Origin of the sequence: Buttiauxella sp. BIGb0552 (assembly GCF_004366275.1) — a bacterium.
GTDB classification, from domain to species: Bacteria; Pseudomonadota; Gammaproteobacteria; order Enterobacterales; family Enterobacteriaceae; genus Buttiauxella; species Buttiauxella gaviniae.
Window position 1 is genome coordinate 314,205 of record NZ_SODY01000006.1, and the last position, 23,567, is coordinate 337,771.

The following is a 23,567-nucleotide window of genomic DNA, read 5'->3' on the forward strand; positions in this document are numbered from 1 at the left end:
GCGGGTTTTTTGTTTTATGCACAATAACAAACCCTACTTCGCGGCAACCGGTGTGGCTTCAATGACCAGTGTTTCCAGCGGTTTCAGCGTCACAATAACAGGCTTGGTGTAATCACTTGGAAGTGTGGCATTCGCACCATAGACCGGTTTGAGCGTGAAACTTGTCGCTTCGCCATCCGGGATTTCAAAGCTCTTCGTCAAATCCAGATAATAGCTTTGCTCTTTGTCTGACGGGTTGCGTAAGCCGAGGATAGCTTTCTCTTTGCTCCACGATGCCCAACCATAAGTTTCAAGTGCCGTTGGGTCGCCACCAATCCAGTGGGTATCGACCAGTACTGCGCTATTTTCCCGCGACCATTTAGCCGCATTAGCGAGCGTGTCCCATTTGGCGCTGTTCAACATTGATGGCGTGATATACAGCTCTTGTAACTGGGTTCCGGTAGCAAAGTAACTCCAGACCTGATCGGCGAAATCACTGTCGGTTTGCACTTTTTCCAGGCCGAAATAGGCATTCTCCGCGCTGACAATCCCGTGATACATCAGTGAGTTTATCGGGAATAATGGACCTTTACGCACAATGGAACGGTAGGTTTCAGCATCGCGGTAGGTCATCCATTGTTGAACCGGTGAGCCTTTGCCGTACAGGTTAATATCATCGCCCTGGCGCCAGATTGAATCGGCGTAGAACAGCCAGGATGGGCTGGCATCGGTGCCGGTGGTCAGGTTAATAAACAGGTCTTTATTCGCCGCTCGCATATTTTTGATGAGTTCAATCGACGCATCAAAATCAGAGGCAAACTGGCTGCCTTTAATCCAGTTATTGGCGTTGCCCATGCCATCAAGTTTGAACGAGGTAATATGTTCATTTTTGATTAACTTAATAATCTGCTCGTTAAAGTTACGGAAATAATTCGGTCCAGAGAGCGCAAATTTCCCGTCGACGGTTTCAAAGCCATTTTCTTTGGCGTGAGAAACGCGAATGTCGCGCGGTTTGTTATAGCCACCCCACGGTGATAACCAAAGACCTACGGAAGTATGCAGGCTATCGGCCTTATCTTTTACGACACCAAAACCATTGCTGAACGTCGGGCCAAATAGCCATTTGCCGGTACGATCGTCCCAGCCGTCATCCAGCAGGAAGCCATCGAGTTTTACGCCACGCTTTTTAATCAACTCATCAGCGTAGGCATCCATCCTGTTAAGCACATCTTTTTCGGTATAGGTGGTGAAGAAACCAATATCCATCCAGCTGTTGTAATGCAGATAGGGCTTATAGGGGCGCGGGCGCATGGCATTGATAAATTCATTGAAGCTTCGACGTAGTTGGTTTGTCGCCTCAAAGGTTCCGAAATAGGTAGTAAAGGTAACGGGGGCATCGGTTTTAATCGGCGTTTTCAGGCCGACATTCAGGTTGGTTGTCGTTTCATACGCGTAGGTATTAACGATAGGTTTTTCCGGCAGTATAAAGAAGCTGTCAGCAATAATCGGTGAGCTATTAATCGCGCCATCAACATAAGGCGCTTGTGATTGCCCTTTTGTCGGGAAGAAGGTTATTTTCGCGACATCTTGCGCTTTGCCTTTCGCTTTGATCGTGTAGTCGATACTGGCGTATTTTCCTTTAAGGACATTCAACGCCACGCTGACGGCGAAATCTTTATGGTCATATTCGATATGAATAGAGTCATCTTTCTGGCTGACGCTTTTAATTTTAAAATCCGCCGCGTGAATAACATCTTCATTCGGTAGTGTTAGAAAGAACAACTCTTTGGGGGCGAGTTTACTCTGGGTAAGTTTGTCTTTAATTAAAACCGCAGAATTGGTGTCGTCAAATGAGATGGAGATATTGTTGTTATTGAGCAGATATTCGGAAGCAAATGCGCCATTGCTGACCAGTAAAAGTAATAACGAGCTTTTAATCATTCTATTCATCTGAGTTTCCTGTCAGGGTGTTTTCAAACGTAGGGTATTACCCGCATTTGCAGGCAATGCCCTGAAGGGAAAGGATTTAAAGCGTTGTTTCAGTTTCAGGAATTAATTTATTTGCAGAGCCGCAAACGGTGACTTTACTGCGCACCACTTCTTTCATCGCGTCCATTCCGACGCGCATGTAGTAACGCGGGTCGTTGCCTTCCGGATTCTCGGCAAACCATTTTTTCACGGCGTCGGCAAAGGCGATTTTTAATTCGGTCGCGACATTCACTTTGCACACGCCCAGTTCGATGGCGCGTCTGACGTATTCATCCGGCACATCGCTTGCGCCATGCAGAACCAGCGGAATATCCACGACTTCACGAATTTCAGCCAGGCGCTGGAAATCAATTTTTGGGCGTTTGGTATAAAGCCCGTGTGCCGTGCCGATGGCAACCGCGAGGCTATCGATACCGGTGAGTTCGACGAAACGGCGTGCTTCTTGTGGGTCGGTCAGGAAGGCGCTTTCTTCGTCGACATCCATATCGTCTTCCACACCGCCGAGGCGGCCTAATTCTGCCTCCACGCTGCAATCATGGCGGTGGCAAAAATCGACTACTGATTTCACCAGACGCACATTCTCGGCAAGCGGGAAGTGGCTGCCATCTATCATGGCGCTACGCACCCCGGCGTTCACTTTACGGCTGATATCTGCCAGTGATTCATGGTGGTCAAGATGCAGTGCCAGCGGCATGTCATAGCTTTCTGAATAGGCTTCACACAATGCGAAGATCTCTTCAAAAGCAATGTGTTTAAAAGTGCCCGGAGTGCCCGCAAGAATCACTGGCGACTGCATCTCTTTGCAGACTTCCAGAATCGCCTGGATAGTTTCTGCGTTGTGAATATTAAACGCAGGGACGGCGTAGCAACGGGCTTGCGCATCTTGCAGAAGATATTTGGTGGAGATAATGCTCATGTTGTAATCCTCTCAGCCTTTCCACGGATGAATAACGACACCTTTCACAACACGGTTTACCGTGCCGCTTGCGGAAGGGGTATCAGGGGTAATGCCCGCTTTGACGGATTCCGTCAGCGCGAAAATCTGCGCATACATCAGGAAACAGAAAGCCTGTTCAACGTCGATGAAATCGCGGGAAGGTGGCAGCCAGATATGTGGCCCCGACTCGACTTCCGGGCAAGGTGACGAGCAGATAGCAACGACGCGCAGGGCCTGTTGGTCGCGGCGCAACTCAGCCAGTAAATCAAGGTCGTACTGGCGGGTATACGGGTGGCTTGAAATCATGACCACAACTAACGTTTCGTTGTTAACCAGTGATTTAGGACCGTGACGGAACCCGGTTGGGGAGTCATAAAATGCCGCCAATTTCCCTGCAGTGAGTTCCAGAACTTTCAGTGCAGATTCACGCGCAACACCTTGCAAGCCGCCGCTGCCGAGGTAGACGACACGTTTGAAAGGCAAATCACCGAACACGCTTTCGCTTAAGTCACCTTGTGAAGCAATGATTTCTTCGCAGCGCTTAGCCACATCCTGGAAAGTGCTGCTGTTGATAACATCCGGTGCAAACACGGCCAGGCAGCTTGCCATCATGGTGGTGATACTGCTGGTCATGGCGAAGCCACGATCGTGCGTTTCCGGTGGCATCAGCAGTGCATGTGAGTTACCGCTGGTCGCGGCGTTCTGGTACAGACTGCCGGCTTCATTGCAGGTAATGATCAGGTGATAGCAATCCTTCACCACCTGGTTGACTAAATCGACCGCCGCCACACTTTCCGGGCTGTTGCCGGAGCGGGCAAAAGAAACCAGTAGCGTCGGTTCCTGCTCGGATAAGTAATCAAGCGGGTTGGTGACAAGGTCGGTGGTCGGTACTGCAACAAAGTTTTTCCCGGTGTGGCGCGATAGCCACGGCGTAATAATATCGCCAATAAATGCGGAGGTTCCTGCACCCGTCAGGATAATTTTTAGCGAGGTGTTTTGCAGCAAAGGATCAAGGAATGCGTTGATGCTGCTACGTTGATTACCGATATTTTTTAACGATCGGATCCAGCTTTCCGGCTGTTGGCGGATCTCTTTTTCAGTCCAGGTTAATGTGCCGGAAAGACAGGCTGATTGGGTTTCGCTCATTACTCAGTCCTTAGCAGTGCAAGATCATCGGAAGTAGCACAAAGCAGTACAGGACAATCTTTCGTTTTGTTTCATTTACTCAACTTTATGCTTAAATAAAATCTATAGAAAAGAAAACGAAAGGTCAATGTAAGAAAAACAATAAAACGAAAAATGTGATCCGAAAAACGATCCATTTTGGTTATTTTATTGATTTAAATGATTATTTTTAAATAATGGATAGTTGGGATGATTTTAAACGAAAGGAAAAGAAAGGTCTGTCGCGGGGCAGGCGACAGACAAAAGTGAGAAGCAACGAAAGTACTACAGGGGGAGAACCTGGCCATTAATCCAGATATTTTGAAGACCTAACTGGGAATTAAGCGCAATCATATTGGCGCGTTTTCCCACCACCAGCGAACCTAGATCGTTATCTAAACCGAGCATTTTTGCGGGGTGCAGCGACGCCATATGAATGGCATCTTCGGCAGAAACGCCCACGTCATTCACCAGGTTTCGCACCGCGGCATCAAGCGAAAGCGTACTTCCCGCAAGCCCTCCGCTTTCAGTGCGTACGATCCCCTCACGCATTGTCACCGGGTATCCGCAAATCGAGTAGTCGCCATCAGGCATACCTGCTGCACTCATGGCATCGGTTATTAACAAAACGCGAGGTTTCGCGCAGCTACAACAAATATTCATGACGGCAGGGTGAACGTGATGCCCGTCGGCAATCAGTTCCAGCCAGGCCCGTTTATCGCTTAACCCGGCTCCGACCATACCAGGGTTACGGTGATGCAAGCCTGTCATGCCGTTAAAGCAGTGCACCAGCCCGTCGGCCCCGGCATCAAATGCCTCAAGGGTTTGCTCGTAACTGGCGGCACTGTGGCCAAGCATGACCCGTATATCCCGGTTTTTAAGGTGCTTAATTGCTTCGAGTGCTTCCGGTTTTTCAGGTGCCAGTGCTACCACTCGTAAGGTGTTTTGCGACACGGCGATTAGCCTGTCCAACTCGGCAATATTCAGCTCGCGGAACAACTCTGGCGGATGAGCGCCTTTATTGAGCGGCGTAAAGTATGGCCCTTCGAGATAACTGCCCAGCACGGTTGAACCAGGCCCGCCGTGATAAAAGCGCTCTGCGATCCGCCGCAACGCGCTTTCAATGTTGGCAAGCGGTGCTGTGACGGTGGTGGGCAGCCAGCCGCCCACACCTTGGCGTGCCTTGTGCATCGCAAGCCGTGCAAGGACGCCAGGATCGTCGTCCATCACATCAACCCCGTCGCCGCCGTGAACGTGAATATCAATGTACGCCGGGCACAACAGTTCAGCATCACGCGCCATCGTTCCCGCAGGAATGGGTTCGATGGCGACAATCGTTTCGTTATCAATATGTAACTGGTGATCGTCCAGCCAGCCTTGTTCGGTGAGAACGCGCCTGGCTCGCAGTAGCCTGGTCATATTCCTTCCTCGACCGCCTCTGCTTCGCGATAACGCCCCATTTCATCGACCAGGCTGGTTAATCCGCGATGGCCGCATTCCAGCGCCTGAAGGCGGAACTCTTTACTGCTCAGACCGTCGCGTTCCAGTACCATTTCCAGAAGTAGTTGCAGGTTGATACCCGTAATCACTTCGCGGCCCGGCTGTTCTAATGCCATGGTGGAAGCGACGCGGAACGGGGTGCCACCGAGTAAATCAGTTAAAAACACCAGCCCTTCACTGTCATCTAATGCGCCAATAGCCTGTTCAAATTGCGAAGTGAGCAGCGCCGTTGAAGAGGTTTCTGGAAAGTCGATGGCGATAAACTGCTCTTGCTCACCAAGAATCTGTTTCATCGCTTTTTCCAGCCCGGAGGCAAAACCACCGTGGCCACTTAAAATAATACTTAACATATTGTTTTATCTCGCTTACAGGATGCTACTTACAGGAAGTGGGCAAACTTCCCAACAACACCCAGAACGACGGTGATACCGATAAGGCGCAACGGGCTCCAGCCACGGCGCACTAACGCGTACATGCACAAGGTATAAACCAGTGGTAAAAAGGCCGGCATCAGCTTGTCGATAACGTCCGTTTGCAGTTTCACCACCGCATCACCCGCTGTGATTTCCAACGTAGTGGACAGGCGAACGTAAGTTGCAACCAGCGCGCCAATCACCGTCATCCCAACAATAGACGCGGCATGACCGACTTTGCGAGTGTTGGCTTTGATTAGCGGGATGGCGGCCACACCCATGCGGTAAGCGTAATGCGCAAGACCGAAACGCAGGCCGAGATGCACGACGTTAAACAGCACGATGAAGATAACAGCGCCGAGTATTGAACCTTGTAAGGCAAGGCTCGCCCCGATACCGCCGCAGATAGGTAACAAGGTCAGCCAGAACATCGCATCGCCAATCCCTCCCAGCGGTGCACCCACGGCAATTTTCGTGCTCTGAATGCTGTTCACATCCTGCTTTGAGCGTTCCATCGCCAAAATAATGCCGATAACAAAGGTCACAAGGAAAGGGTGAGTATTGAAGAACCCCATGTGGCCTTTCATGGCACGCGCCAGGTCGCTTTTATTGGTATGGATTTTTTTGAGTGCGGGTAGCAGGCCATATAGCCAACCGGACCCCTGCATACGTTCATAGTTGAATGATGCTTGTAATAGCATGGAGCGCCATGCCACACGATTGATGTCTTTTCTGGTTAACTCTACACCGATGCTCTGGTCTTCATAGATGTTGTCGTTGCCGTTAGTCAGGGAGGTTTCCGTAACGTCTGTATCTGGCAAAGTCTGGATATTAGATGCCATCTTCAAATTCCTCTTTCTGAACGCTGGAAGGTTGCTGTGGAGCCGGGTCTTTGCGTAAGAAATCAATCAGCGCCATTGCTAATGCGGCAGCGGCAATCGCCAACACCGGCAGTTTTAGCCAGGCAGCAGCCACAAAACCGAGAATGAAATAGGGGATATAAATGTTTTTCATCATGATTTTCAGCAGCACGGCAAAGCCGATGGCTGGCATGATGCCGCCTGCCACACCCAGGCCGTCAATTAAGCGGGTGGGTAAAACATCGATCGCGGTTTTGGCATGTTCCGCACCAAAATAGATGGGCAAAAACGCGCACAAGAAATAGAACGTACCGAGGGCCAGAAGGGCCAGATAATTAACGCGTTCAATGCCATCCGTATCAGCTTGCGCCGCCATTTGGTCGCAGCGAGCCATCACACCTGACATGATGGAGAACAGGAAGGTAATCCCCATTTGTACCGCAACGGCGAATGGCACGGCGACGCCGACCGCAACTTCAGGTTTCACGCCAGTGGTAATAGCAAAAGTGGTGCCGACGATGGTGCCGATAATCACGTTTGGTGGCTGTGCGCCTGCAAGTGGCGCAAGCCCCATCCAAACCAGTTCCAGCGTACCGCCACATAAAATACCGGTATGAAGATCACCAAGAATCAAACCAACCAGCGGCCCTAATACAACAGGACGGTGCATGTGCGTCAGGCCGTTGAACATATCCAGACCGGCAATAAAGGCCAGAATCCCCAACGCTAATGCCTGTAATAAGCTAATTTCCATAGAAAATACCTCAGAGGAGTTTGTAGAGATCCTGAGCGGATTCCGTCGGCACACCCTGAACAAAACATTCTACTCCAGCCTTTTGTAAGCCATTAAAAGCAGCAATATCTTGCTCATCCACAGAGACGGTTTTCGCGATTTGTTGTTTGCCTTCTGCGTAGTGCATGTTGCCGACGTTAATCCGCGTAACAGGCACATCGCCTTTCACTAAGGTCAGGAAATCATCCGGATTTTTGCAAACCAGCAGGATTTTCTGGTGGTCTGCTGCACGGTGAATATTGTCGATAACTTTTTGCAGTGACCAGAAACGTACGGCTATCCCTTCAGCCAGAACCATCTCCATCAAGTTTTGCTGCACTGTGTCTTCTGCGACTTCATCGTTGGCAACAAGGACGAGGTTTGCACCAGCAAAACCGACCCATTGAACACCAACCTGGCCGTGAATGAGTCGTTCATCAATGCGGCTTAATACAATGTTTGGCATATTATTTTCCTCTTATTATCATTGTGTTATTTGGATTGTTGTGTGCCAAGACAGGCGCAATGGTACTGGCGCAACACGTCCTGGATATGGTCGATAATCAGTTCATGCGGCGTTGCCGCGATTTTTCCTTCACGGACCTTAGCGTATTGAAGTGGCAGATACTGACTGATCAGTGGCAAAGGAATGGATTCACCAGCCAGGTTGGTAAGAAGTCTTGAATACGCCTCGCCAATGTCATGATCTGGCCAGTAGTAGCGAACGCGGTCGGAGAAGCTGTATCCACGTGCCAGACGGCGATCGCTGTCATTGCCGTGATAATGGTGTTTCCAGTATTCAGGTTGCTCAAGCATCACGCTTTCAAGAACATCGCGAAGCCCGGAGCATTTATGTGCCGGGCGTAATTCGCGCTCGATAGCGGCTAATGAAAACAGTGCTTCACGCAGTGCAAAGGTCAGTGCCGGGCCGACTTTCAAAATCGCAAAATGGTTCTGCACTAGTTGCTGCAAGGCTTGTGGCGTCTGGTAATCGGTGGAGTGCGCTTCAAACACCATGGTGTCGAAGGCTTCAATCATCTGGCTTAAGAACAGTGATTTCTCAGGTTGGTAATCAATGACCTGCGTGTGATCGAATTCGACACCTGGCTGGACAACCAGCCCGATAATGCGTGGCCACAAGTCGCTCAAACCTTGTAATTCAAACGCATGGCGATGGGCTTCGAGTGTGGCTTTGGCAGCCGATGGCGTAGTGACGGCAAGTTCCGCCAGCGTTTCGTGCGCGCCACCAGGAACCGGAACTTCAGTGCCGATAACGTACACCAAATCAGAAGCACCAAATTTTTCTATACAAGTTTGTTCTGCGATCTTTGCAAGCCGGGCGGCACGCATGGCAACAATGGTATCGGTCAACGGAACCGGATCATCTGCGCAAGACATGCTGCAGTCGAGATGGATCTTTTTGAAACCCGCAGCGACATAGCAACGGATGAGCTCGTCCGCGTTACGCATGGCTTCTTCTGCGGGCAGAGCCTGCCAACGATTTGGACCCAGGTGATCACCCCCCAGAATGAGTTGCTCGCGTGGGAAGTGATATTTATCTGCCATTTGTTCGACAAAACCACGGAAGTCTTCCGGTGTCATTCCGGTATAGCCGCCGTGTTGATCGACCTGATTAGACGTTGCTTCTATTAATAAGAGAGATTTTTCGTCCCGGCTATGGCGCATCGCCGCTTCGAGAACTAACGGGTGAGCTGAACAAACGGCAAAAATGCCACATCGTGAATCCTGTTTATGGTCGGCCACAAACGCGGTTAAATGTTTCACTTTCCTCTCCGTATGGGTTGTCTATCTACTTGTCTTTCGATTTGTTTCATTTGATAGTGATGCATCGTGCGATAAAAACAAAACGAAAGATAATAGAATTGAGATCTGTTTCTCAAAAGAAACATAATGAAAGTCTATTTGACACAATAGCAGTGAATGCAGCACGCGATGTAAAGGCTTGCTTTCCGCGAAAAGAAAGGTGTTAATAGGCGAAGTGAAATGAAACGAAAGGTTTTATGAAAGGATCATTTATGAATAATACCGACGCAGCAACGGACAAGCGTGTAACAGGTACAAGTGAAAGGCGTGAGCAGATCATTCAGCGTCTTCGCCAACAAGGGAGCGTGCAGGTTAATGATCTATCCTCATTTTTTGGTGTCTCGACGGTGACGATCCGTAACGATCTGGCTTTTCTGGAAAAGCAAGGCGTTGCGGTGCGAGCTTATGGCGGGGCGCTAGTTTGCGATTCGGGAACTGCTGCGGTTGAACCGACCGTTGAGGATAAAAGCTCTCTGAATACTTCGCTCAAGCGCAGCATTGCGCGTGCAGCGGCGGATCTCATCAAACCAGGTCATCGTGTCATTCTTGACTCAGGCACCACAACTTATGAGATTGCGCGTCATATGCGCCACCATAAGGAAGTGATTGCGATGACCAACGGCATGAACGTGGCGAATGCACTGCTTGAAGCTGAAGGTGTGGAATTGCTGATGACCGGCGGGCACCTGCGCCGCCAGTCGTTGTCATTCTATGGCGATCAGGCAGATCAATCGCTGCAAAACTACCACTTCGACATGCTGTTCCTCGGCGTGGATGCCATTGATCTTGAGCGTGGTGTTAGTACCCATAACGAAGATGAAGCACGTCTTAACCGCCGGATGTGTGAAGTGGCCGAGCGTATTATTGTGGTCACGGATTCGAGTAAATTTAACCGCTCCAGCTTGCATAAGATCATTGATACCCAACGCATTCATATGGTTATTACGGATGCTGGTATTCCTGAAGAGAGCCTGAACGGGTTGCGTAAAGGTGGCATTGAAGTGGTTTTGGTTGGGGAATAATCTGTTATTGAAGGCCAACGCGAAATTGAACGTTGGCCTTATCTGACTACACCTTAGCTAACTTATACCCCCGTAAGCGGCTCACACTCAGCATAATCGCTAACACCGTTGCGATAACTGCCATCCACAAACTGAAATGTACCGCGCTGTTCTGCGCATAAATCGACATCATCACACCGACAAACGCGGCGCCCAGGCACTGCCCGAAGGTGCGCATGATTGCCAGCACGCCGGAGGCGTATCCGCTGTTTTCACGCGATGCATTGGACAGCATCTCTCTGTTGTTGGGACTCTGGAAGCAGCCAAAACCTATTCCGCAAATCAAACTACGCAGGCAAATATCCCACGCCTGAGCGTGTTCCGGCAGCATCGCCAACAGTGCGAGACCAACGGCAAAGATACACAACCCAACGGTTGAGATGATAACTCCCGAATAACGGTCTGCAAGGCGTCCGGCATGAGGTGCCGCCAGAATTATACCGATGGGCCATGGAGTGAATAGCAGAGCTGAAACCAACGCGCTGTACCCGTAAACGCTCTGGAACAGGAACGGCAAGGCAATGAACGTGATGCCCTGGCTGACAAACGAAGCCAGTGAAGTCAGTGCCGCCAGCGAAAACCGCGAAGAGGAAAAGATATTTAGCGGAAGCAACGGCTTAGTCACGCGCTGCTGAACCCAGATAAATGCAAGGCCGGTGAGAATCGCGATGCTCGCGAAAATCACAGCAGTGGTCAGGTCACCGTTGCCGGGATGGGTAAATGCATCTGCGGCCATAATCAATGCGCCTAACGCAACTGCCGAAAGTAAGGCTCCGGCATAATCGAATGGTTCGCGTTTTAACGCCGGGTTATTGGGAATAACACGCAGCGTGAGTAATAAAGCGATTATGCCCAGCGGAATATTAATCGCAAACAGCCATTGCCAGCTCAACGTGGAAAGAATCGTGCCCCCGAGAATCGGCGCGATGGCAGTGCTAGTGCCAATCAGCAGCGCGTTCAGGCCAAGTATTCGCCCCAAGAGGCGATTGGGGAAAACTGAGCGCAGTATCGCCGGGCCAATGCTTAATGTTGCCGCACCACCAATACCCTGCAAAACCCGCATGATAACTAACATATCCAGTGAGGATGAGAGCGCACATCCCACAGAGGCCAGCGTGAAAAGGCCAAGACCGAAGGCGAAAATCGAGCGAAATCCGATGCGGCTGGACAGGGCGGCAAATATTGCCAGCGTCATCGCCGCAGATAATAAATATCCGTTGGATACCCAAACGGTGGCACTCAATGAAGCATCGAGCGAGCGGGCGATTTGCGGCAAGGCAATGTTGATCATCGAGCCGTCAAACACGGCCATGGTCGTCATGGTCATGACGGCGGCCATCGCTAAGCCACGCTTACGGCCAGGCAAACCTTCATCGCCTGGCTGGTCGGAAAATAGTGCCATTTTTTAATTCTCTCGCTTGGGTATGCCAGAAATATAGCTGTACTAGAGATAAGGCGGAAGGCGCAGCATTTGCATTAATAACCTGCACTAAACGCCTTCTCTCATTTTAACGCGCGCGCTAGTATTGAGTTTATGACTGAACCCGATCTGAACTTACTTATTGCTCTTGATGTGCTTCTGGCCGAAGGAAGTGTGTCAGGGGCTGCGCGTCGCCTGGGGTTAAGCGCCTCGGCAATGAGCCGAACATTAGGCCGCCTGCGCGATACCACTGGCGACCCGCTACTGGTGCGGGCAGGGCGTAATATGGTGCTGACTCCTTACGCTGAAGAGATTCGTGAGCGCACGCAAAATGCCGTCTTTGAAGCCCGAGCGATACTTCGCCCTTCATCGGATGCTTTTAATCTTGCAACACTTGAGCGCAGTTTTACCCTGCGTACTAACGCCGGGTTTATCGAGATATTTGGTGCTGCGTTGATTGCTGCGGTAGCCGCTGTCGCGCCTTTAGTCCAACTGCGCTTTATGCCTAAGCCAGAGAAAACAGCAAAGTATCTGCGTGAAGGTTTAATTGATCTTGAGATCGGTGTACTTGGGGAGATGGGCCCAGAAATACGATTAACGGCGCTTTATCGGGATAAGTTTGTCGGCGTAGTCAGGAAAGGCCACCCGCTTGAGCAAGAGGAAGATATTACCGCCGCGAAGTATGCCGAATTGGGGCATGTAGTGGTTTCCCGTCATGAACGAGGAACTGGCCCGGTTGATGTGCTGCTGGCAGAGCTGAATTTACAACGCAAAATTGCGGCAATGGTGCCGGGGTTTCCCGCGGCGATTGCGGTGGCTCAGGCATCGGATTTGGTGGCGTTGGTGCCAGCTACATTCCTGCTGAACCAGCCGGGGTTGAATGGCAATTCAGGTGAAGCGAGGCTTTATGTTTTTGAGCTGCCGGTGAAAACCAATGAGATTACGGTGTCTTTAATGTGGCATCCGCGCTCGGAAGCAGACCCGGCGCATCGCTGGCTGCGGCAGTTAGTGTTGAAGGTTTGTCGCGAGAAAGTGCCGGGGTGAGGCAATCATTGCCGTAATAAGAATACCCAAAATAATTCGAGTTGCAGAAAGGCGGCCAAGCCGTAAGACCCCGGGAGCATAGTAAACTATGTGACCGGGGCGCACGGGTGCAGCCAACGCATCTGCAGCTTGAAGTGTGATGGGTATCAGGTCACTGGCGCTGGGTTGAAAACGGCGAGCGCGTTATGCAATCCCCACTGATCCGAGAAGGTTTTCTTACGGCCACTCGCCACATCAAGGATAAATTTGAACAGTTCCCAGCCGACATCCTCAATTGTCGCTTCGCCGGTGGCGATAGTGCCGGCGTTGATATCCATTAAGTCATACCAGCGGTTTGCCAGTGCGGTACGCGTAGCCATTTTAATCACCGGAACTGCCAGCAAACCGTATGGCGTACCGCGTCCGGTTGTGAACACTTGCACCGTAATGCCTGAAGCCACTTGTTGTGTGCCGCAGACGAAGTCACTGGCAGGCGTTGCCGCGAAAATCAGGCCGCGTTTGGTTGGGCGCTGCCCAGGGGAAAGCACCTCAACAATCGCGCTTTTGCCTGATTTAGCAATTGAACCAAGCGCTTTTTCCACCACGTTTGCCAGGCCACCTTTTTTGTTGCCCGGGGACGGGTTGGCGCTACGGTCGGTTTTACCCATATCAAGATAGTTGTCGTACCATTCCATTTCTTCGAGCAGGCGCTTACCCACTTCTTCGTTGATGGCACGTGGTGTTAGCAAGTGAATAGCATCACGCACTTCGGTCACTTCAGAGAACATGACGGTTGCACCACAGCGCACCAGCAGGTCAGAGGCATAACCGACCGCCGGGTTAGCCGTGACGCCTGAGAACGCATCGCTGCCGCCACATTGCATACCAACAACCAGGTCAGATGCCGGGCAAGTTTCGCGTTGGCGCTGATTCAGTTTGACCAGATGGCGCTCTGCGACGTTAAGAATGTCATCGACCATCGATTTAAAACCGACGTGGTGTTCATCTTGCAGACGCACGATGCTGGCATCACCAACATTAATCGACTGCACGTCATCGGTGCCTTCCAGTAGGCGCTCTGGCTGCAATTTCTCACAACCCAGGCCCACCACCATAATCTCGCCGCCAAAGTTTGGGTTCAGGGAGATATTATGGATGGTGCGAATAGGGATGACCGCGGCAGGGGCGTTGATCGCCACGCCACAACCGTAGAGGTGATTCAGGCCCACGACACCGTCGACATTCGGGTATCGCGGCAACAAATCACGTTCAATAATTTTGATGACGTAATCCACCACACCGGCAACGCAATGCACGCTGGTGGTGATGCCTAGTAGGTTTTTGGTGCCGACGCTGCCGTCAGCATTGCGATAACCTTCAAAGGTATAACCTTCCAGCGGCGGCAGTGGCTCGGGCACTTTCGTGGCTAATGGCAAAGTGTGGAGCGGCGGCGCTTTTGGCAATTCAACTAATGATTCGTCAATCCAGCTGCCGCGTGGAATATCACGCACCGCATAGCCAATCACTTCACCATAACGAACAATTTCACCATGCGCCGGGATATCAACCAGTGCAGCTTTATGCCCTTGAGGGATATGTTCGATAAGTTCTAATCCATCCGGAAAACGGGTTCCAGCTTTCAGCCCATTATCATTAACAATAATAGCGACATTATCTGTCTCATGAACTTTTATATAAAAAGAACCAGGGGGTTGTTGTTTAATTTCAATATTCGACATTGCCGCTATTCTCCAGAATTTTTTCTAATCGTGACTTCTCACAAGCTAAATAAAGAATGTCAGGCCGTGAGAAATAAAAATGTGAGCGAGATCACTTTATATTACGAGGCATTGCCCACCAGGCAGAGTTATCTATGAAATTGTGCAATACACCCCACAAACATGTGCATAAGTTTAATTATTTGGCTTTTAAAGTGTTATCTATTGGGCGTATGCCTAATGTCCATTTGTTCTGTGCTGGCTATACTGTGTTGCGAATGACAAACACCAGATTAATTTCAGAGAGCAGTATTATCCCGAAAATATATCCGTGAAATACTGCTTTATATAAATAAAAATCCTTGAATTAAGTACCCGCAACAGAGGATGTAGAAAATGATTTTGGATACAGCAGTTGAGTCGAAAAAAGGTAAGAACACACGATACTTAATATTATTAATTATCTTTATTGTCACGACGATTAACTACGCCGATCGCGCCACTCTTTCTATTGCGGGTACTGAAGTTGCTAAAGAATTACAACTCAGCGCTATTTCAATGGGCTATATTTTCTCGGCATTTGGTTGGGCATACCTGCTAATGCAAATCCCTGGCGGCTGGTTACTTGACCGCTACGGCTCGAAAAAAGTTTATACCTACAGTCTGTTCTTCTGGTCTCTGTTTACGTTCATGCAAGGCTTTGTTGATATGGTACCGCTGGCGTATGCGGGTATCTCCATGTTTATCATGCGTTTTATGCTCGGATTCTCGGAAGCGCCGTCATTCCCGGCAAACGCCCGTATTGTTGCGGCCTGGTTCCCAACGAAAGAACGTGGCACTGCTTCTGCCATCTTTAACTCCGCGCAGTATTTCTCATTAGCACTGTTCTCTCCATTACTTGGCTGGCTGACCTTTGCATGGGGTTGGGAGCATGTGTTTACCGTGATGGGCGGTATCGGTTTTGTGCTGACTTTCCTGTGGGTGAAGTTTATCCATAACCCGACTGACCACCCGCGTATGTCTCAAGAAGAACTGGACTACATCACCAAAGGTGGCGCAGTGGTTGATATGGACCACAAAAAACCAGGTGCCGTAGTTGAAGGGCCAAAACTGCATTACATCAAGCAGTTGCTGACTAACCGTATGATGCTGGGCGTGTTCTTCGGTCAGTACTTTATTAACACCATCACCTGGTTCTTCCTGACATGGTTCCCGATTTACCTGGTGCAAGATAAAGGTATGTCGATTCTGAAAGTAGGCATGGTCGCTTCCATCCCGGCGCTGTGTGGTTTCGCCGGTGGCGTGTTGGGCGGCGTATTCTCTGATTCGTTAATCAAACGCGGTTACTCACTGACCGTAGCTCGTAAGATACCGATTGTGCTCGGGATGCTGCTCGCTTCAACCATCATTCTGTGTAACTACACCGAAAGCACGGCACTGGTTGTCACGCTGATGGCATTCGCCTTCTTCGGCAAAGGTTTCGGCGCACTGGGCTGGCCGGTTATCGCAGATACCGCGCCAAAAGAGATGGTTGGCCTGTGCGGTGCCGTATTCAACGTGTTTGGCAACGTAGCGTCTATCGTGACTCCACTGGTGATTGGTTACCTGGTTTCTGAACTTCACTCCTTCAATGCGGCGCTGATCTTTGTTGGCTGCTCGGCGCTGATGGCAATGGTTTGTTATCTGTTCGTAGTTGGCGATATTAAACGTATGGAATTGCAGAAGTAATTCTCTCAACAGATAACTGAATAAATAAGGGCAACAGATGAATACCAACGTTTTCCCAAATAAATTCAAAGCTGCACTGGCAGCACATCAGACTCAAATTGGTTGCTGGTCTGCGCTCGCCAATCCTATCAGCACCGAAGTGCTGGGTCTGGCAGGTTTCGACTGGATTGTGCTGGATGGCGAACATGCGCCAAATGACATCACGACGTTTATCCCGCAGTTGATGGCACTTAAAGGCAGCGAAAGTGCTGCGGTGGTTCGCGCTCCAACCAACGACCCGGTGATCATCAAGCGCCTGCTGGATATCGGCTTCTATAACTTCCTGATCCCGTTTGTGGAAACACAGGAAGAGGCGGTTCTGGCGGTCTCTTCAACCCGCTATCCACCTGAAGGTATTCGTGGCGTGTCCGTTTCACACCGCGCCAATATGTTTGGCACCGTGCCGGATTACTTCGCGCAGTCCAACAAGAACATCACGATTCTGGTGCAGATCGAAAGCCAGCAGGGTGTTGATAACGTTGATGCCATCGCTGCAACCGAGGGCGTAGATGGGATCTTCGTTGGCCCAAGTGACCTTGCTGCGGCATTAGGCCATCTGGGTAATGCTTCACACCCGGACGTGCAGCATTGCATCAAACACATCTTTGCCCGTGCTAAAGCGCACGGTAAACCAGCCGGCATTCTGGCACCGGCTGAAGCCGATGCGCGCCGTTATATGGAATGGGGTGCGACCTTTGTCGCCGTTGGTAGCGACTTAGGTTGCTTCCGCGCAGCAACACAGAAACTGGCTGATTCTTTTAAAAAATAACCACCATTTAAAAAGAGAGACTGAATTATGACACTGAAAGTTGGGTTTATTGGCCTGGGCATCATGGGCAAACCAATGAGTAAAAACCTCATCAAAGCCGGTTATTCGCTGGTGGTTGCCGACCGTAATGCAGAGGTGATTGCTGAAGTTATCGCGGCAGGTGCCGAAACTGCAGCGACGCCAAAAGAAATTGCTGAGCAGTGTGATGTGATTATCACCATGCTGCCGAACTCCCCGCACGTTAAAGAAGTCGCTCTGGGCGAAAACGGCATTATCGAAGGTGCAAAACCGGGCACCGTCGTTATCGACATGAGTTCTATCGCGCCGCTGGCGAGCCGCGAAATTAGCGAAGCGCTAAAAGCGAAAGGCATCGATATGCTGGATGCGCCAGTGAGTGGTGGCGAGCCAAAAGCTATCGAAGCCACGCTGTCCGTCATGGTTGGCGGTGATAAAGCGATTTTCGACAAGTATTACGACCTGCTCAAAGCGATGGCGGGTTCTGTGGTCCATACCGGTGATATCGGTGCGGGTAACGTGACCAAACTGGCAAACCAGGTGATTGTGGCGCTGAACATTGCTGCGATGTCTGAAGCACTGGTGCTGGCAACGAAAGCGGGCGTGAACCCGGAATTAGTCTTCCAGGCGATTCGTGGTGGCCTTGCGGGCAGCACCGTTCTGGAAGCGAAAGCGCCGATGGTTCTGGATCGCAACTTCAAGCCCGGTTTCCGTATCGATCTGCACATTAAGGATCTGGCGAACGCGCTGGATACGTCACACGGTGTCGGCGCGCAATTGCCGCTAACTGCTGCGGTGATGGAGATGATGCAAGCGCTGCGCGCAGATGGCCACGGTAATGACGACCACAGCGCAATCGCGTGCTACTACGAAAAACTGGCGAAAGTAGAAGTCAGCAAATAAAAGAGATGGGCATCCCCGGATGCCCGATTTTCTCGGCACTTTTTTGGCATGGACACATTATGAAAATCGTAATCGCACCCGACTCTTATAAAGAAAGCCTCTCAGCGGTTGATGTGGCGCAGGCCATTGAAAAAGGATTTCGCGAAATATTTCCTGATGCGGAATATATATCGGTCCCGGTTGCAGATGGCGGGGAAGGTACGGTCGATGCCATGATCAGTGCCACGCAGGGCAAGAAAATCACCACGACAGTGACCGGGCCGCTGGGCGAGCCAGTGACGGCGTACTGGGGAATGTCCGGTGACGGGCAAACCGCGTTTATCGAAATGGCTGAAGCCAGTGGGCTTGCATTGGTGCCAGTCGTGAACCGCAATCCTCTGATTACGACTTCGCACGGTACTGGTGAACTGATCTTACGGGCACTGGATAACGGTGCGCGCAATATTATTATCGGCATTGGTGGCAGCGCAACTAACGACGGCGGCGCGGGCATGGTGCAGGCGCTGGGCGCGAAACTGTGTGACGCTGTCGGTAAAGAAATTAGTCACGGTGGTGGCAGTTTAATGAGCCTGAACAGCATTGATATTTCAGGCCTCGATAGCCGTTTGGCTGACTGTGTGATTAACGTTGCCTGTGATGTGACGAATCCATTAATTGGTGACAACGGCGCATCACGTGTTTTTGGGCCACAAAAAGGGGCCGATGAAGCGATGATTCTTGAGCTGGATGCCAATCTTGCCCATTTTGCGGATGTGATAAAAAAAGATTTACGCATCGATGTTAAAAATGCCCCGGGAGCGGGTGCGGCAGGTGGCATGGGTGCCGCATTAATGGCGTTTCTCGGCGCAGAATTGCGTAGCGGAGTCGAGATAGTGACTGAAGCTCTGCGCCTTGAAGAACATATTCACGATTGCTCGCTGGTGGTGACGGGCGAAGGGCGTATGGACAGTCAGAGTATCCGCGGCAAAGTCCCGGTAGGCGTGGCTGCGGTCGCCAAAAAGTACCACAAACCGGTGATTGGGATTGCCGGTTCGCTGACCAGTGATGTCGCTATTGTTCATCAGTACGGAATTGATGCCGTGTTTAGCGTGCTCAATAGCATCGGTACTTTGGAAGAAGCGCTGAAAAATGCGTTCGATAATATTTACCGTGCTTCGCGTGATATTGCAGCAACCGTTGAGATTGGGATGAACATCACTCGTTAAGCATGCGTGACATGGGGGGGCAAACCCTCTATAATCCGCGCCGAAGCTGACCAGACAGTCGCCGCTTCGTCGTCGTCCTTCTTCGGAAGGAGACGGGCGGAGGGGAGGAAAGTCCGGGCTCCATAGGGCAGGGTGCCAGGTAACGCCTGGGGGGGTAACCCACGACCAGTGCAACAGAGAGCAAACCGCCGATGGCCCGCGCAAGCGGGATCAGGTAAGGGTGAAAGGGTGCGGTAAGAGCGCACCGCGCGGCTGGTAACAGTCCGTGGCACGGTAAACTCCACCCGGAGCAAGGCCAAATAGGGGTTCACAAGGTACGGCCCGTACTGAACCCGGGTAGGCTGCTTGAGCCAGTGAGCGATTGCTGGCCTAGATGAATGACTGTCCACGACAGAACCCGGCTTATCGGTCAGCTTCAACCATTCATCAATGACCCCGCTTCGGCGGGGTTTTTGTTTTTACCCGTCATACTTTGCGCCGCCTCATTGTTGGCTACGCTCACTCGCCCAAATCGCTTACTGGAGTAAGCTCATCGGCACTTGTTCTCTTGCCGCCGCGATGCAACTCGAATTATTTAGGGCATATATAGAACAATTGCCATAATACGACTCCTGCCATCACCGGATTCCACGCCGCCATGATCAAATCCATCTACATCGACAACTACCGCTCAGTGCGCAAACTTTCTATCGATCTCGGTCGCCTCAATGTTGTTTTCGGCCCGAATGGTTGCGGAAAATCCAATATCTATAAAGCAATCCATTTGATCCACGGCGCGGCGATGGGGCAGTTGTCACACTGGCTGTCTGATGAAGGTGGGATCCAAAAGGTTATGTGGGCAGGCTCCCGCGCCAAAGGATATGCCAGTGCGCCACGGCGTATGACACTCGCTGTAGATACCGACGACTTTGAATACGAATTGCAGGTCGGCTTCCCGGACAAATTACCGTACCCAACTATGTTCGATCTCGATCCTATCGTAAAAGAAGAGCAAATCTGGCTGAGTGGTTTTCGCCGCCGGCCTTCTTCGTCAATTATGCATCGTCGCAACCAGGCCGTTTTTCTCAACGATGTTAACGGTGAGAAAGTCACGCACGCCGCCACGCTCTACGAAAACGAATCGTTGTTCGGCCAGCTTGGCGAGCCACATCTTTACCCTGAAGTTTCCAGCGCCCGCGAAACGCTACGTAACTGGCGTTTCTACCATGAGTTCGATATCACGAAAGGAGCCGGGTTGCGCTTGCCACAGGTGGGATATCGCTCGCCCGTGCTGTCTGGCGATGGTTTGAATCTGGCCGCTGCCTTCCAGACCATCGTTGAGATTGGTGATAGCGAGTTACTGTTCGAGGTGTTGGCTGAGGCATTTCCGGAATGCACATTTTTCTGTGATAACAGTAACGGACGTTTCCAGATGATGATGCACCGGCAGGGCATTAACCGCCCGCTGGAGTCGGCTGAGTTTTCTGATGGCACGCTGCGTTTTCTCTGCCTGACCGTGGCGTTGTTAAGCCCACGTCCGCCGCATTTTATTGCACTAAATGAGCCGGAAAATAGCCTGCATCCGCAGATGTTGCCTGCGCTGGCACGTCTGATTGCCGAGGCGAGTCGCTACACGCAAATCTGGCTCACCAGCCATTCGCCTGAACTGGCAACGCTTATTGAAAAACACACACCGTTTACGCTTTATCAATTGGGGATTGAGAATGGGGAAACTTGTGTAAACCGTCTCTCGTGAGGGGAAAACTCCCCGGTGCTAGCCGGGGGGAGATTAGAGAGAGCCTTCTTCTTCTGCCAGACGTATATCAGCTTCGCTGACAATTGCTTCCAGCTCGGTCAGCATATCGTCATAGCTCATTTCAGCTTGCGGATTTGTTGCCACAACAGTTGCTGCAACAGCAGGTTGTAGTGCTATTTTCTCGTTTCGTTTCGCTGTTGATTTCTTACTCACTGATGACTCCTGTTTATCCATTGTCGACACTGGTCAGACCGGTAAATCTATCAGCAATGCACGCAATGGGGTATCTGCAACCAGCGTAATGTTAGCTTCATCACGGATAAAAGCACCGTCACCACAGGTAAGCCCTTCTTTTTCTTCGGCAGACGTTACAGCGTGGACCGTACCGTGAATTGACTGTAAATAAGCACGCGGGCCATGTAGCTGGAAACTGAGCTGCTGGCCTTTCTCCAGTTCAATCTGGTGAATCCATACTTGTTGACGCAGTTGTAAGCTCTGTTTGCTGCCATCCGGTGAGGCCAGTAATTGTTGTGACTCATCAGTAAGCGTGATTTTCTGCACCAGCGTATTTTCGCGCTCCGGGCAAGCATCAAGCCACAGCTGCATCCGCGTCAGAGAGTTCTCTTTACTCAGGTTATGCTCGCTGTAACTGAGGCCTGGCTGGGTGGAAATGAGCAGTGCTTCCCCCGCTTTAGCCTGAACGTGGTTGCCTTCGCTGTCGCGGTATTCCGCTTCGCCTTCCAGAATCAAATTGAGAATATCAACCTTCGGATAGGTTCGTGGCTGGAATGACGCGCCCGGCGCTAACACTTCCTGGTTGAGTACGCGCAACGAAGCATAGCCCAACAATTTCGGGTCGAAATAGTGACCGAAGGAAAAGGTATAGCGGGCCTGGAGCCATCCATAGTCCGCTTTCCCGCATTGTTTGGCAGTTCTTGGCGTAATCATAATTTCTTGACCTCTTTTTACACTGTACCCATGGTAAAGCTCTGGACGCTGCATTGTTAGCCAGTTAATCTGCTTGGTATGTTCAAATTTCCTGAATGAGAACGAGATGGCTAAAGAGAGAGCATTGACGCTAGAGGCATTGCGGGTCATGGACGCAATTGATAGGCGTGGGAGTTTTGCCGCTGCTGCTGATGAGTTGGGGCGTGTACCGTCGGCACTGAGTTACACCATGCAGAAGCTGGAAGAAGAGCTGGATGTTGTGCTGTTTGACCGCTCAGGCCATCGCACCAAATTTACTAACGTCGGGCGTATGTTGCTCGAACGCGGGCGAGTTTTGCTCGAAGCGGCTGAAAAACTTACCACTGACGCCGAAGCACTGGCGCGTGGTTGGGAAACGCATCTCACCATTGTTACAGAGGCTCTGGTGCCGACGGCGAAGCTGTATCCGCTGGTGGAAAAACTTGCCGGTAAAGCTGACACGCAGCTGTCGATTATTACTGAAGTACTGGCCGGTTCATGGGAACGTTTAGAGCAAGGTCGGGCGGATATTGTGATTGCTCCGGATATGCACTTCCGTTCTTCATCTGAGATTAACTCACGCAAGCTGTATAAGGTGATGAGCGTTTATGTCGCGGCACCTGATCACCCGATTCATAATGAACCGGAGCCGCTTTCAGAGGTGACGCGCGTGAAGTATCGAGGTATCGCGGTTGCTGATACCGCACGGGAACGTCCTGTGCTGACAGTGCAGTTACTGGATAAACAGCCGCGTCTTACGGTAAGTAGCATGGAAGACAAACGCCAGGCATTGCTGGCCGGGTTGGGTGTAGCGACGATGCCTTATCCGATGGTCGAGCAGGACATTGCTGAAGGGCGACTACGTGTGGTGAGCCCTGAATACACCAATGAAATTGACATTATCATGGCGTGGCGACGCGATAGCATGGGCGAAGCAAAAGCCTGGTGCCTGCGTGAAATTCCAAAATTATTGAAATAAAAAGGGTGGGCAGCTTTTGCGCTGCTCCACCCTATTTTAGTGAGTTTGTTGGGTGGGAAAGCGCTGCGCTACCCGCCACAATTCTTAAATTATTATTCACTAACGAATCGTGTATCCAGGCGCTTTGGATCCGCGCCGTAATCGTTTTCGCCAGGCGTGCCGTTCTGGCAATTAAACGCCAGAATAATCAACCAACCCACCAACGGTATTAACAACAGTAACAGCCACCAGGCTGAACGATCGGTATCGTGTAGGCGCCGGAACTGTACGGCCCAGTAAGGCAGAAAAATCAGTACGCCGTAAACCGTTGTCAGCAGACCTTCATCCCCTGCAATCCGCAGTCCTAACATCTTGTCCAGAATGCTTAAAACCACGGTGAGCACAAGGTTGACCAGAATGAACATCCAGAACTCTTTGCGGCGTGCACGTCCACTAAAGCCAAGATAATTTTTTAAAACTTTGAAATACCAATCCATTTGTAGCCCGCCTTGATTTTTTATCAATCACTTGATCTGTAAGCGATCTATTTCAAGAATAGCCGTGAATAGATTTTACGTAAATCATAGTT

22 protein-coding genes and 1 other RNA gene are annotated in these 23,567 nt (G+C 50.8%); 9 read left to right on the top strand and 14 right to left on the bottom strand.

What is annotated here, in order from left to right; translation table 11 throughout:
- Positions 1 to 33 precede the first annotated feature (33 nt).
- The 9 genes from EDF88_RS18610 to kbaZ all read right to left on the bottom strand — a co-directional run bounded on the left by EDF88_RS18610 (position 34) and on the right by kbaZ (position 9,399).
- Positions 34 to 1,929 (bottom strand): enterotoxin, encoded by a 1,896-nt coding sequence (locus EDF88_RS18610; protein ID WP_134186328.1) that lies wholly within the window; start codon positions 1,927 to 1,929, stop codon positions 34 to 36.
- Positions 1,930 to 2,005: 76 nt separating this feature from the next.
- The gene (gene kbaY / locus EDF88_RS18615; protein WP_064515885.1) at positions 2,006 to 2,884 is read right to left on the bottom strand and encodes a tagatose-bisphosphate aldolase subunit KbaY; all 879 of its coding nucleotides are present in this window, start codon (positions 2,882 to 2,884) and stop codon (positions 2,006 to 2,008) included.
- A gap of 12 nt (positions 2,885 to 2,896) precedes the next feature.
- Positions 2,897 to 4,051 carry an SIS domain-containing protein gene (locus tag EDF88_RS18620; protein WP_134186330.1) on the bottom strand — a complete coding sequence of 385 codons (1,155 nt, stop codon included), beginning with the start codon at positions 4,049 to 4,051 and terminating at the stop codon, positions 2,897 to 2,899.
- Between the two features lie 303 nt (positions 4,052 to 4,354).
- On the bottom strand, positions 4,355 to 5,488 hold the full coding sequence (gene nagA, locus EDF88_RS18625) for an N-acetylglucosamine-6-phosphate deacetylase (RefSeq protein ID WP_134186332.1): 1,134 nt from the start codon (positions 5,486 to 5,488) through the stop codon (positions 4,355 to 4,357).
- Positions 5,485 to 5,919: a PTS galactosamine/N-acetylgalactosamine transporter subunit IIA gene (agaF, locus tag EDF88_RS18630; RefSeq protein ID WP_064561909.1), complete on the bottom strand. Its 435-nt coding sequence runs from the start codon at positions 5,917 to 5,919 to the stop codon at positions 5,485 to 5,487. The genes nagA and agaF overlap by 4 nt, the downstream gene beginning before the upstream one ends.
- Before the next feature lie 29 nt (positions 5,920 to 5,948).
- On the bottom strand, positions 5,949 to 6,824 hold the full coding sequence (gene agaE / locus EDF88_RS18635) for a PTS N-acetylgalactosamine transporter subunit IID (protein ID WP_064515894.1): 876 nt from the start codon (positions 6,822 to 6,824) through the stop codon (positions 5,949 to 5,951).
- The gene (agaW, locus tag EDF88_RS18640; protein ID WP_064515895.1) at positions 6,814 to 7,596 is read right to left on the bottom strand and encodes a PTS N-acetylgalactosamine transporter subunit IIC; all 783 of its coding nucleotides are present in this window, start codon (positions 7,594 to 7,596) and stop codon (positions 6,814 to 6,816) included. The genes agaE and agaW overlap by 11 nt, the downstream gene beginning before the upstream one ends.
- 10 nt (positions 7,597 to 7,606) lie before the next feature.
- Positions 7,607 to 8,080 carry a PTS N-acetylgalactosamine transporter subunit IIB gene (agaV, locus tag EDF88_RS18645; protein WP_134186334.1) on the bottom strand — a complete coding sequence of 158 codons (474 nt, stop codon included), beginning with the start codon at positions 8,078 to 8,080 and terminating at the stop codon, positions 7,607 to 7,609.
- A 26-nt stretch (positions 8,081 to 8,106) separates the two neighbouring features.
- A complete protein-coding gene (gene kbaZ, locus EDF88_RS18650) occupies positions 8,107 to 9,399 on the bottom strand; it encodes a tagatose-bisphosphate aldolase subunit KbaZ (protein WP_134186336.1) in 1,293 nt (430 codons plus the stop codon).
- 251 nt (positions 9,400 to 9,650) lie between these two features.
- Here kbaZ and EDF88_RS18655 point away from each other — a divergent pair, with 251 nt between their 5' ends.
- Positions 9,651 to 10,460, top strand: a complete 810-nt coding sequence (locus tag EDF88_RS18655; protein ID WP_064515900.1) for a DeoR family transcriptional regulator — start codon at positions 9,651 to 9,653, stop codon at positions 10,458 to 10,460.
- Between the two features lie 46 nt (positions 10,461 to 10,506).
- Here the strand turns inward: EDF88_RS18655 and EDF88_RS18660 are convergent, their stop codons facing one another.
- The gene (locus EDF88_RS18660; RefSeq protein ID WP_134186338.1) at positions 10,507 to 11,901 is read right to left on the bottom strand and encodes an MFS transporter; all 1,395 of its coding nucleotides are present in this window, start codon (positions 11,899 to 11,901) and stop codon (positions 10,507 to 10,509) included.
- A 132-nt stretch (positions 11,902 to 12,033) separates the two neighbouring features.
- Here EDF88_RS18660 and EDF88_RS18665 point away from each other — a divergent pair, with 132 nt between their 5' ends.
- Entirely contained in the window at positions 12,034 to 12,963 is a 930-nt protein-coding gene (locus EDF88_RS18665) for a LysR family transcriptional regulator (protein ID WP_134186340.1), read from the top strand.
- Between the two features lie 146 nt (positions 12,964 to 13,109).
- Here EDF88_RS18665 and garD read toward each other — a convergent pair whose 3' ends face one another.
- A complete protein-coding gene (gene garD, locus EDF88_RS18670; RefSeq protein WP_134186342.1) occupies positions 13,110 to 14,681 on the bottom strand; it encodes a galactarate dehydratase in 1,572 nt (523 codons plus the stop codon).
- 375 nt (positions 14,682 to 15,056) lie between these two features.
- On the opposite strand from garD, the gene EDF88_RS18675 reads away from it, so the two are divergent.
- From EDF88_RS18675 to EDF88_RS18700, 6 genes are all read left to right on the top strand, one after another.
- Positions 15,057 to 16,388 carry an MFS transporter gene (locus EDF88_RS18675; RefSeq protein WP_134186344.1) on the top strand — a complete coding sequence of 444 codons (1,332 nt, stop codon included), beginning with the start codon at positions 15,057 to 15,059 and terminating at the stop codon, positions 16,386 to 16,388.
- Between the two features lie 37 nt (positions 16,389 to 16,425).
- Entirely contained in the window at positions 16,426 to 17,196 is a 771-nt protein-coding gene (garL, locus tag EDF88_RS18680; RefSeq protein ID WP_134186346.1) for a 2-dehydro-3-deoxyglucarate aldolase, read from the top strand.
- A gap of 27 nt (positions 17,197 to 17,223) precedes the next feature.
- Positions 17,224 to 18,114, top strand: coding sequence for a 2-hydroxy-3-oxopropionate reductase (garR, locus tag EDF88_RS18685; RefSeq protein ID WP_134186348.1), 891 nt, complete (start codon positions 17,224 to 17,226; stop codon positions 18,112 to 18,114).
- A gap of 59 nt (positions 18,115 to 18,173) precedes the next feature.
- Positions 18,174 to 19,319 (top strand): glycerate 2-kinase, encoded by a 1,146-nt coding sequence (gene garK, locus EDF88_RS18690; RefSeq protein ID WP_064515914.1) that lies wholly within the window; start codon positions 18,174 to 18,176, stop codon positions 19,317 to 19,319.
- A 42-nt stretch (positions 19,320 to 19,361) separates the two neighbouring features.
- An RNA gene (rnpB, locus tag EDF88_RS18695) (RNase P RNA component class A) lies at positions 19,362 to 19,740 on the top strand.
- Between the two features lie 216 nt (positions 19,741 to 19,956).
- Complete coding sequence (locus tag EDF88_RS18700) at positions 19,957 to 21,054, top strand: AAA family ATPase (protein ID WP_134186350.1); 1,098 nt, start codon at positions 19,957 to 19,959, stop codon at positions 21,052 to 21,054.
- Positions 21,055 to 21,087: 33 nt separating this feature from the next.
- Here the strand turns inward: EDF88_RS18700 and EDF88_RS18705 are convergent, their stop codons facing one another.
- Together EDF88_RS18705 and EDF88_RS18710 are read right to left on the bottom strand one after the other, a co-directional pair.
- Complete coding sequence (locus EDF88_RS18705) at positions 21,088 to 21,267, bottom strand: hypothetical protein (protein ID WP_134186352.1); 180 nt, start codon at positions 21,265 to 21,267, stop codon at positions 21,088 to 21,090.
- A 33-nt stretch (positions 21,268 to 21,300) separates the two neighbouring features.
- Positions 21,301 to 22,002 carry a pirin family protein gene (locus EDF88_RS18710; RefSeq protein ID WP_064516008.1) on the bottom strand — a complete coding sequence of 234 codons (702 nt, stop codon included), beginning with the start codon at positions 22,000 to 22,002 and terminating at the stop codon, positions 21,301 to 21,303.
- 106 nt (positions 22,003 to 22,108) lie between these two features.
- On the opposite strand from EDF88_RS18710, the gene EDF88_RS18715 reads away from it, so the two are divergent.
- The gene (locus tag EDF88_RS18715; RefSeq protein WP_034461321.1) at positions 22,109 to 22,999 is read left to right on the top strand and encodes a LysR family transcriptional regulator; all 891 of its coding nucleotides are present in this window, start codon (positions 22,109 to 22,111) and stop codon (positions 22,997 to 22,999) included.
- Between the two features lie 92 nt (positions 23,000 to 23,091).
- Here EDF88_RS18715 and EDF88_RS18720 read toward each other — a convergent pair whose 3' ends face one another.
- The gene (locus EDF88_RS18720) at positions 23,092 to 23,475 is read right to left on the bottom strand and encodes a DUF805 domain-containing protein (RefSeq protein ID WP_134186354.1); all 384 of its coding nucleotides are present in this window, start codon (positions 23,473 to 23,475) and stop codon (positions 23,092 to 23,094) included.
- Between the last annotated feature and the right edge of the window lie 92 nt (positions 23,476 to 23,567).

Bases quoted from the DNA above. Each gene is read 5' to 3' on its own strand.
- EDF88_RS18610 (WP_134186328.1), bottom strand. From the start codon at position 1,929: ATGAATAGAATGATTAAAAGCTCGTTATTACTTTTACTGGTCAGCAAT.
- kbaY (WP_064515885.1), bottom strand. From the start codon at position 2,884: ATGAGCATTATCTCCACCAAATATCTTCTGCAAGATGCGCAAGCCCGT.
- EDF88_RS18620 (WP_134186330.1), bottom strand. From the start codon at position 4,051: ATGAGCGAAACCCAATCAGCCTGTCTTTCCGGCACATTAACCTGGACT.
- nagA (WP_134186332.1), bottom strand. From the start codon at position 5,488: ATGACCAGGCTACTGCGAGCCAGGCGCGTTCTCACCGAACAAGGCTGG.
- agaF (WP_064561909.1), bottom strand. From the start codon at position 5,919: ATGTTAAGTATTATTTTAAGTGGCCACGGTGGTTTTGCCTCCGGGCTG.
- agaE (WP_064515894.1), bottom strand. From the start codon at position 6,824: ATGGCATCTAATATCCAGACTTTGCCAGATACAGACGTTACGGAAACC.
- agaW (WP_064515895.1), bottom strand. From the start codon at position 7,596: ATGGAAATTAGCTTATTACAGGCATTAGCGTTGGGGATTCTGGCCTTT.
- agaV (WP_134186334.1), bottom strand. From the start codon at position 8,080: ATGCCAAACATTGTATTAAGCCGCATTGATGAACGACTCATTCACGGC.
- EDF88_RS18655 (WP_064515900.1), top strand. From the start codon at position 9,651: ATGAATAATACCGACGCAGCAACGGACAAGCGTGTAACAGGTACAAGT.
- EDF88_RS18660 (WP_134186338.1), bottom strand. From the start codon at position 11,901: ATGGCACTATTTTCCGACCAGCCAGGCGATGAAGGTTTGCCTGGCCGT.
- EDF88_RS18665 (WP_134186340.1), top strand. From the start codon at position 12,034: ATGACTGAACCCGATCTGAACTTACTTATTGCTCTTGATGTGCTTCTG.
- garD (WP_134186342.1), bottom strand. From the start codon at position 14,681: ATGTCGAATATTGAAATTAAACAACAACCCCCTGGTTCTTTTTATATA.
- EDF88_RS18675 (WP_134186344.1), top strand. From the start codon at position 15,057: ATGATTTTGGATACAGCAGTTGAGTCGAAAAAAGGTAAGAACACACGA.
- garL (WP_134186346.1), top strand. From the start codon at position 16,426: ATGAATACCAACGTTTTCCCAAATAAATTCAAAGCTGCACTGGCAGCA.
- garR (WP_134186348.1), top strand. From the start codon at position 17,224: ATGACACTGAAAGTTGGGTTTATTGGCCTGGGCATCATGGGCAAACCA.
- garK (WP_064515914.1), top strand. From the start codon at position 18,174: ATGAAAATCGTAATCGCACCCGACTCTTATAAAGAAAGCCTCTCAGCG.
- EDF88_RS18700 (WP_134186350.1), top strand. From the start codon at position 19,957: ATGATCAAATCCATCTACATCGACAACTACCGCTCAGTGCGCAAACTT.
- EDF88_RS18710 (WP_064516008.1), bottom strand. From the start codon at position 22,002: ATGATTACGCCAAGAACTGCCAAACAATGCGGGAAAGCGGACTATGGA.
- EDF88_RS18715 (WP_034461321.1), top strand. From the start codon at position 22,109: ATGGCTAAAGAGAGAGCATTGACGCTAGAGGCATTGCGGGTCATGGAC.
- EDF88_RS18720 (WP_134186354.1), bottom strand. From the start codon at position 23,475: ATGGATTGGTATTTCAAAGTTTTAAAAAATTATCTTGGCTTTAGTGGA.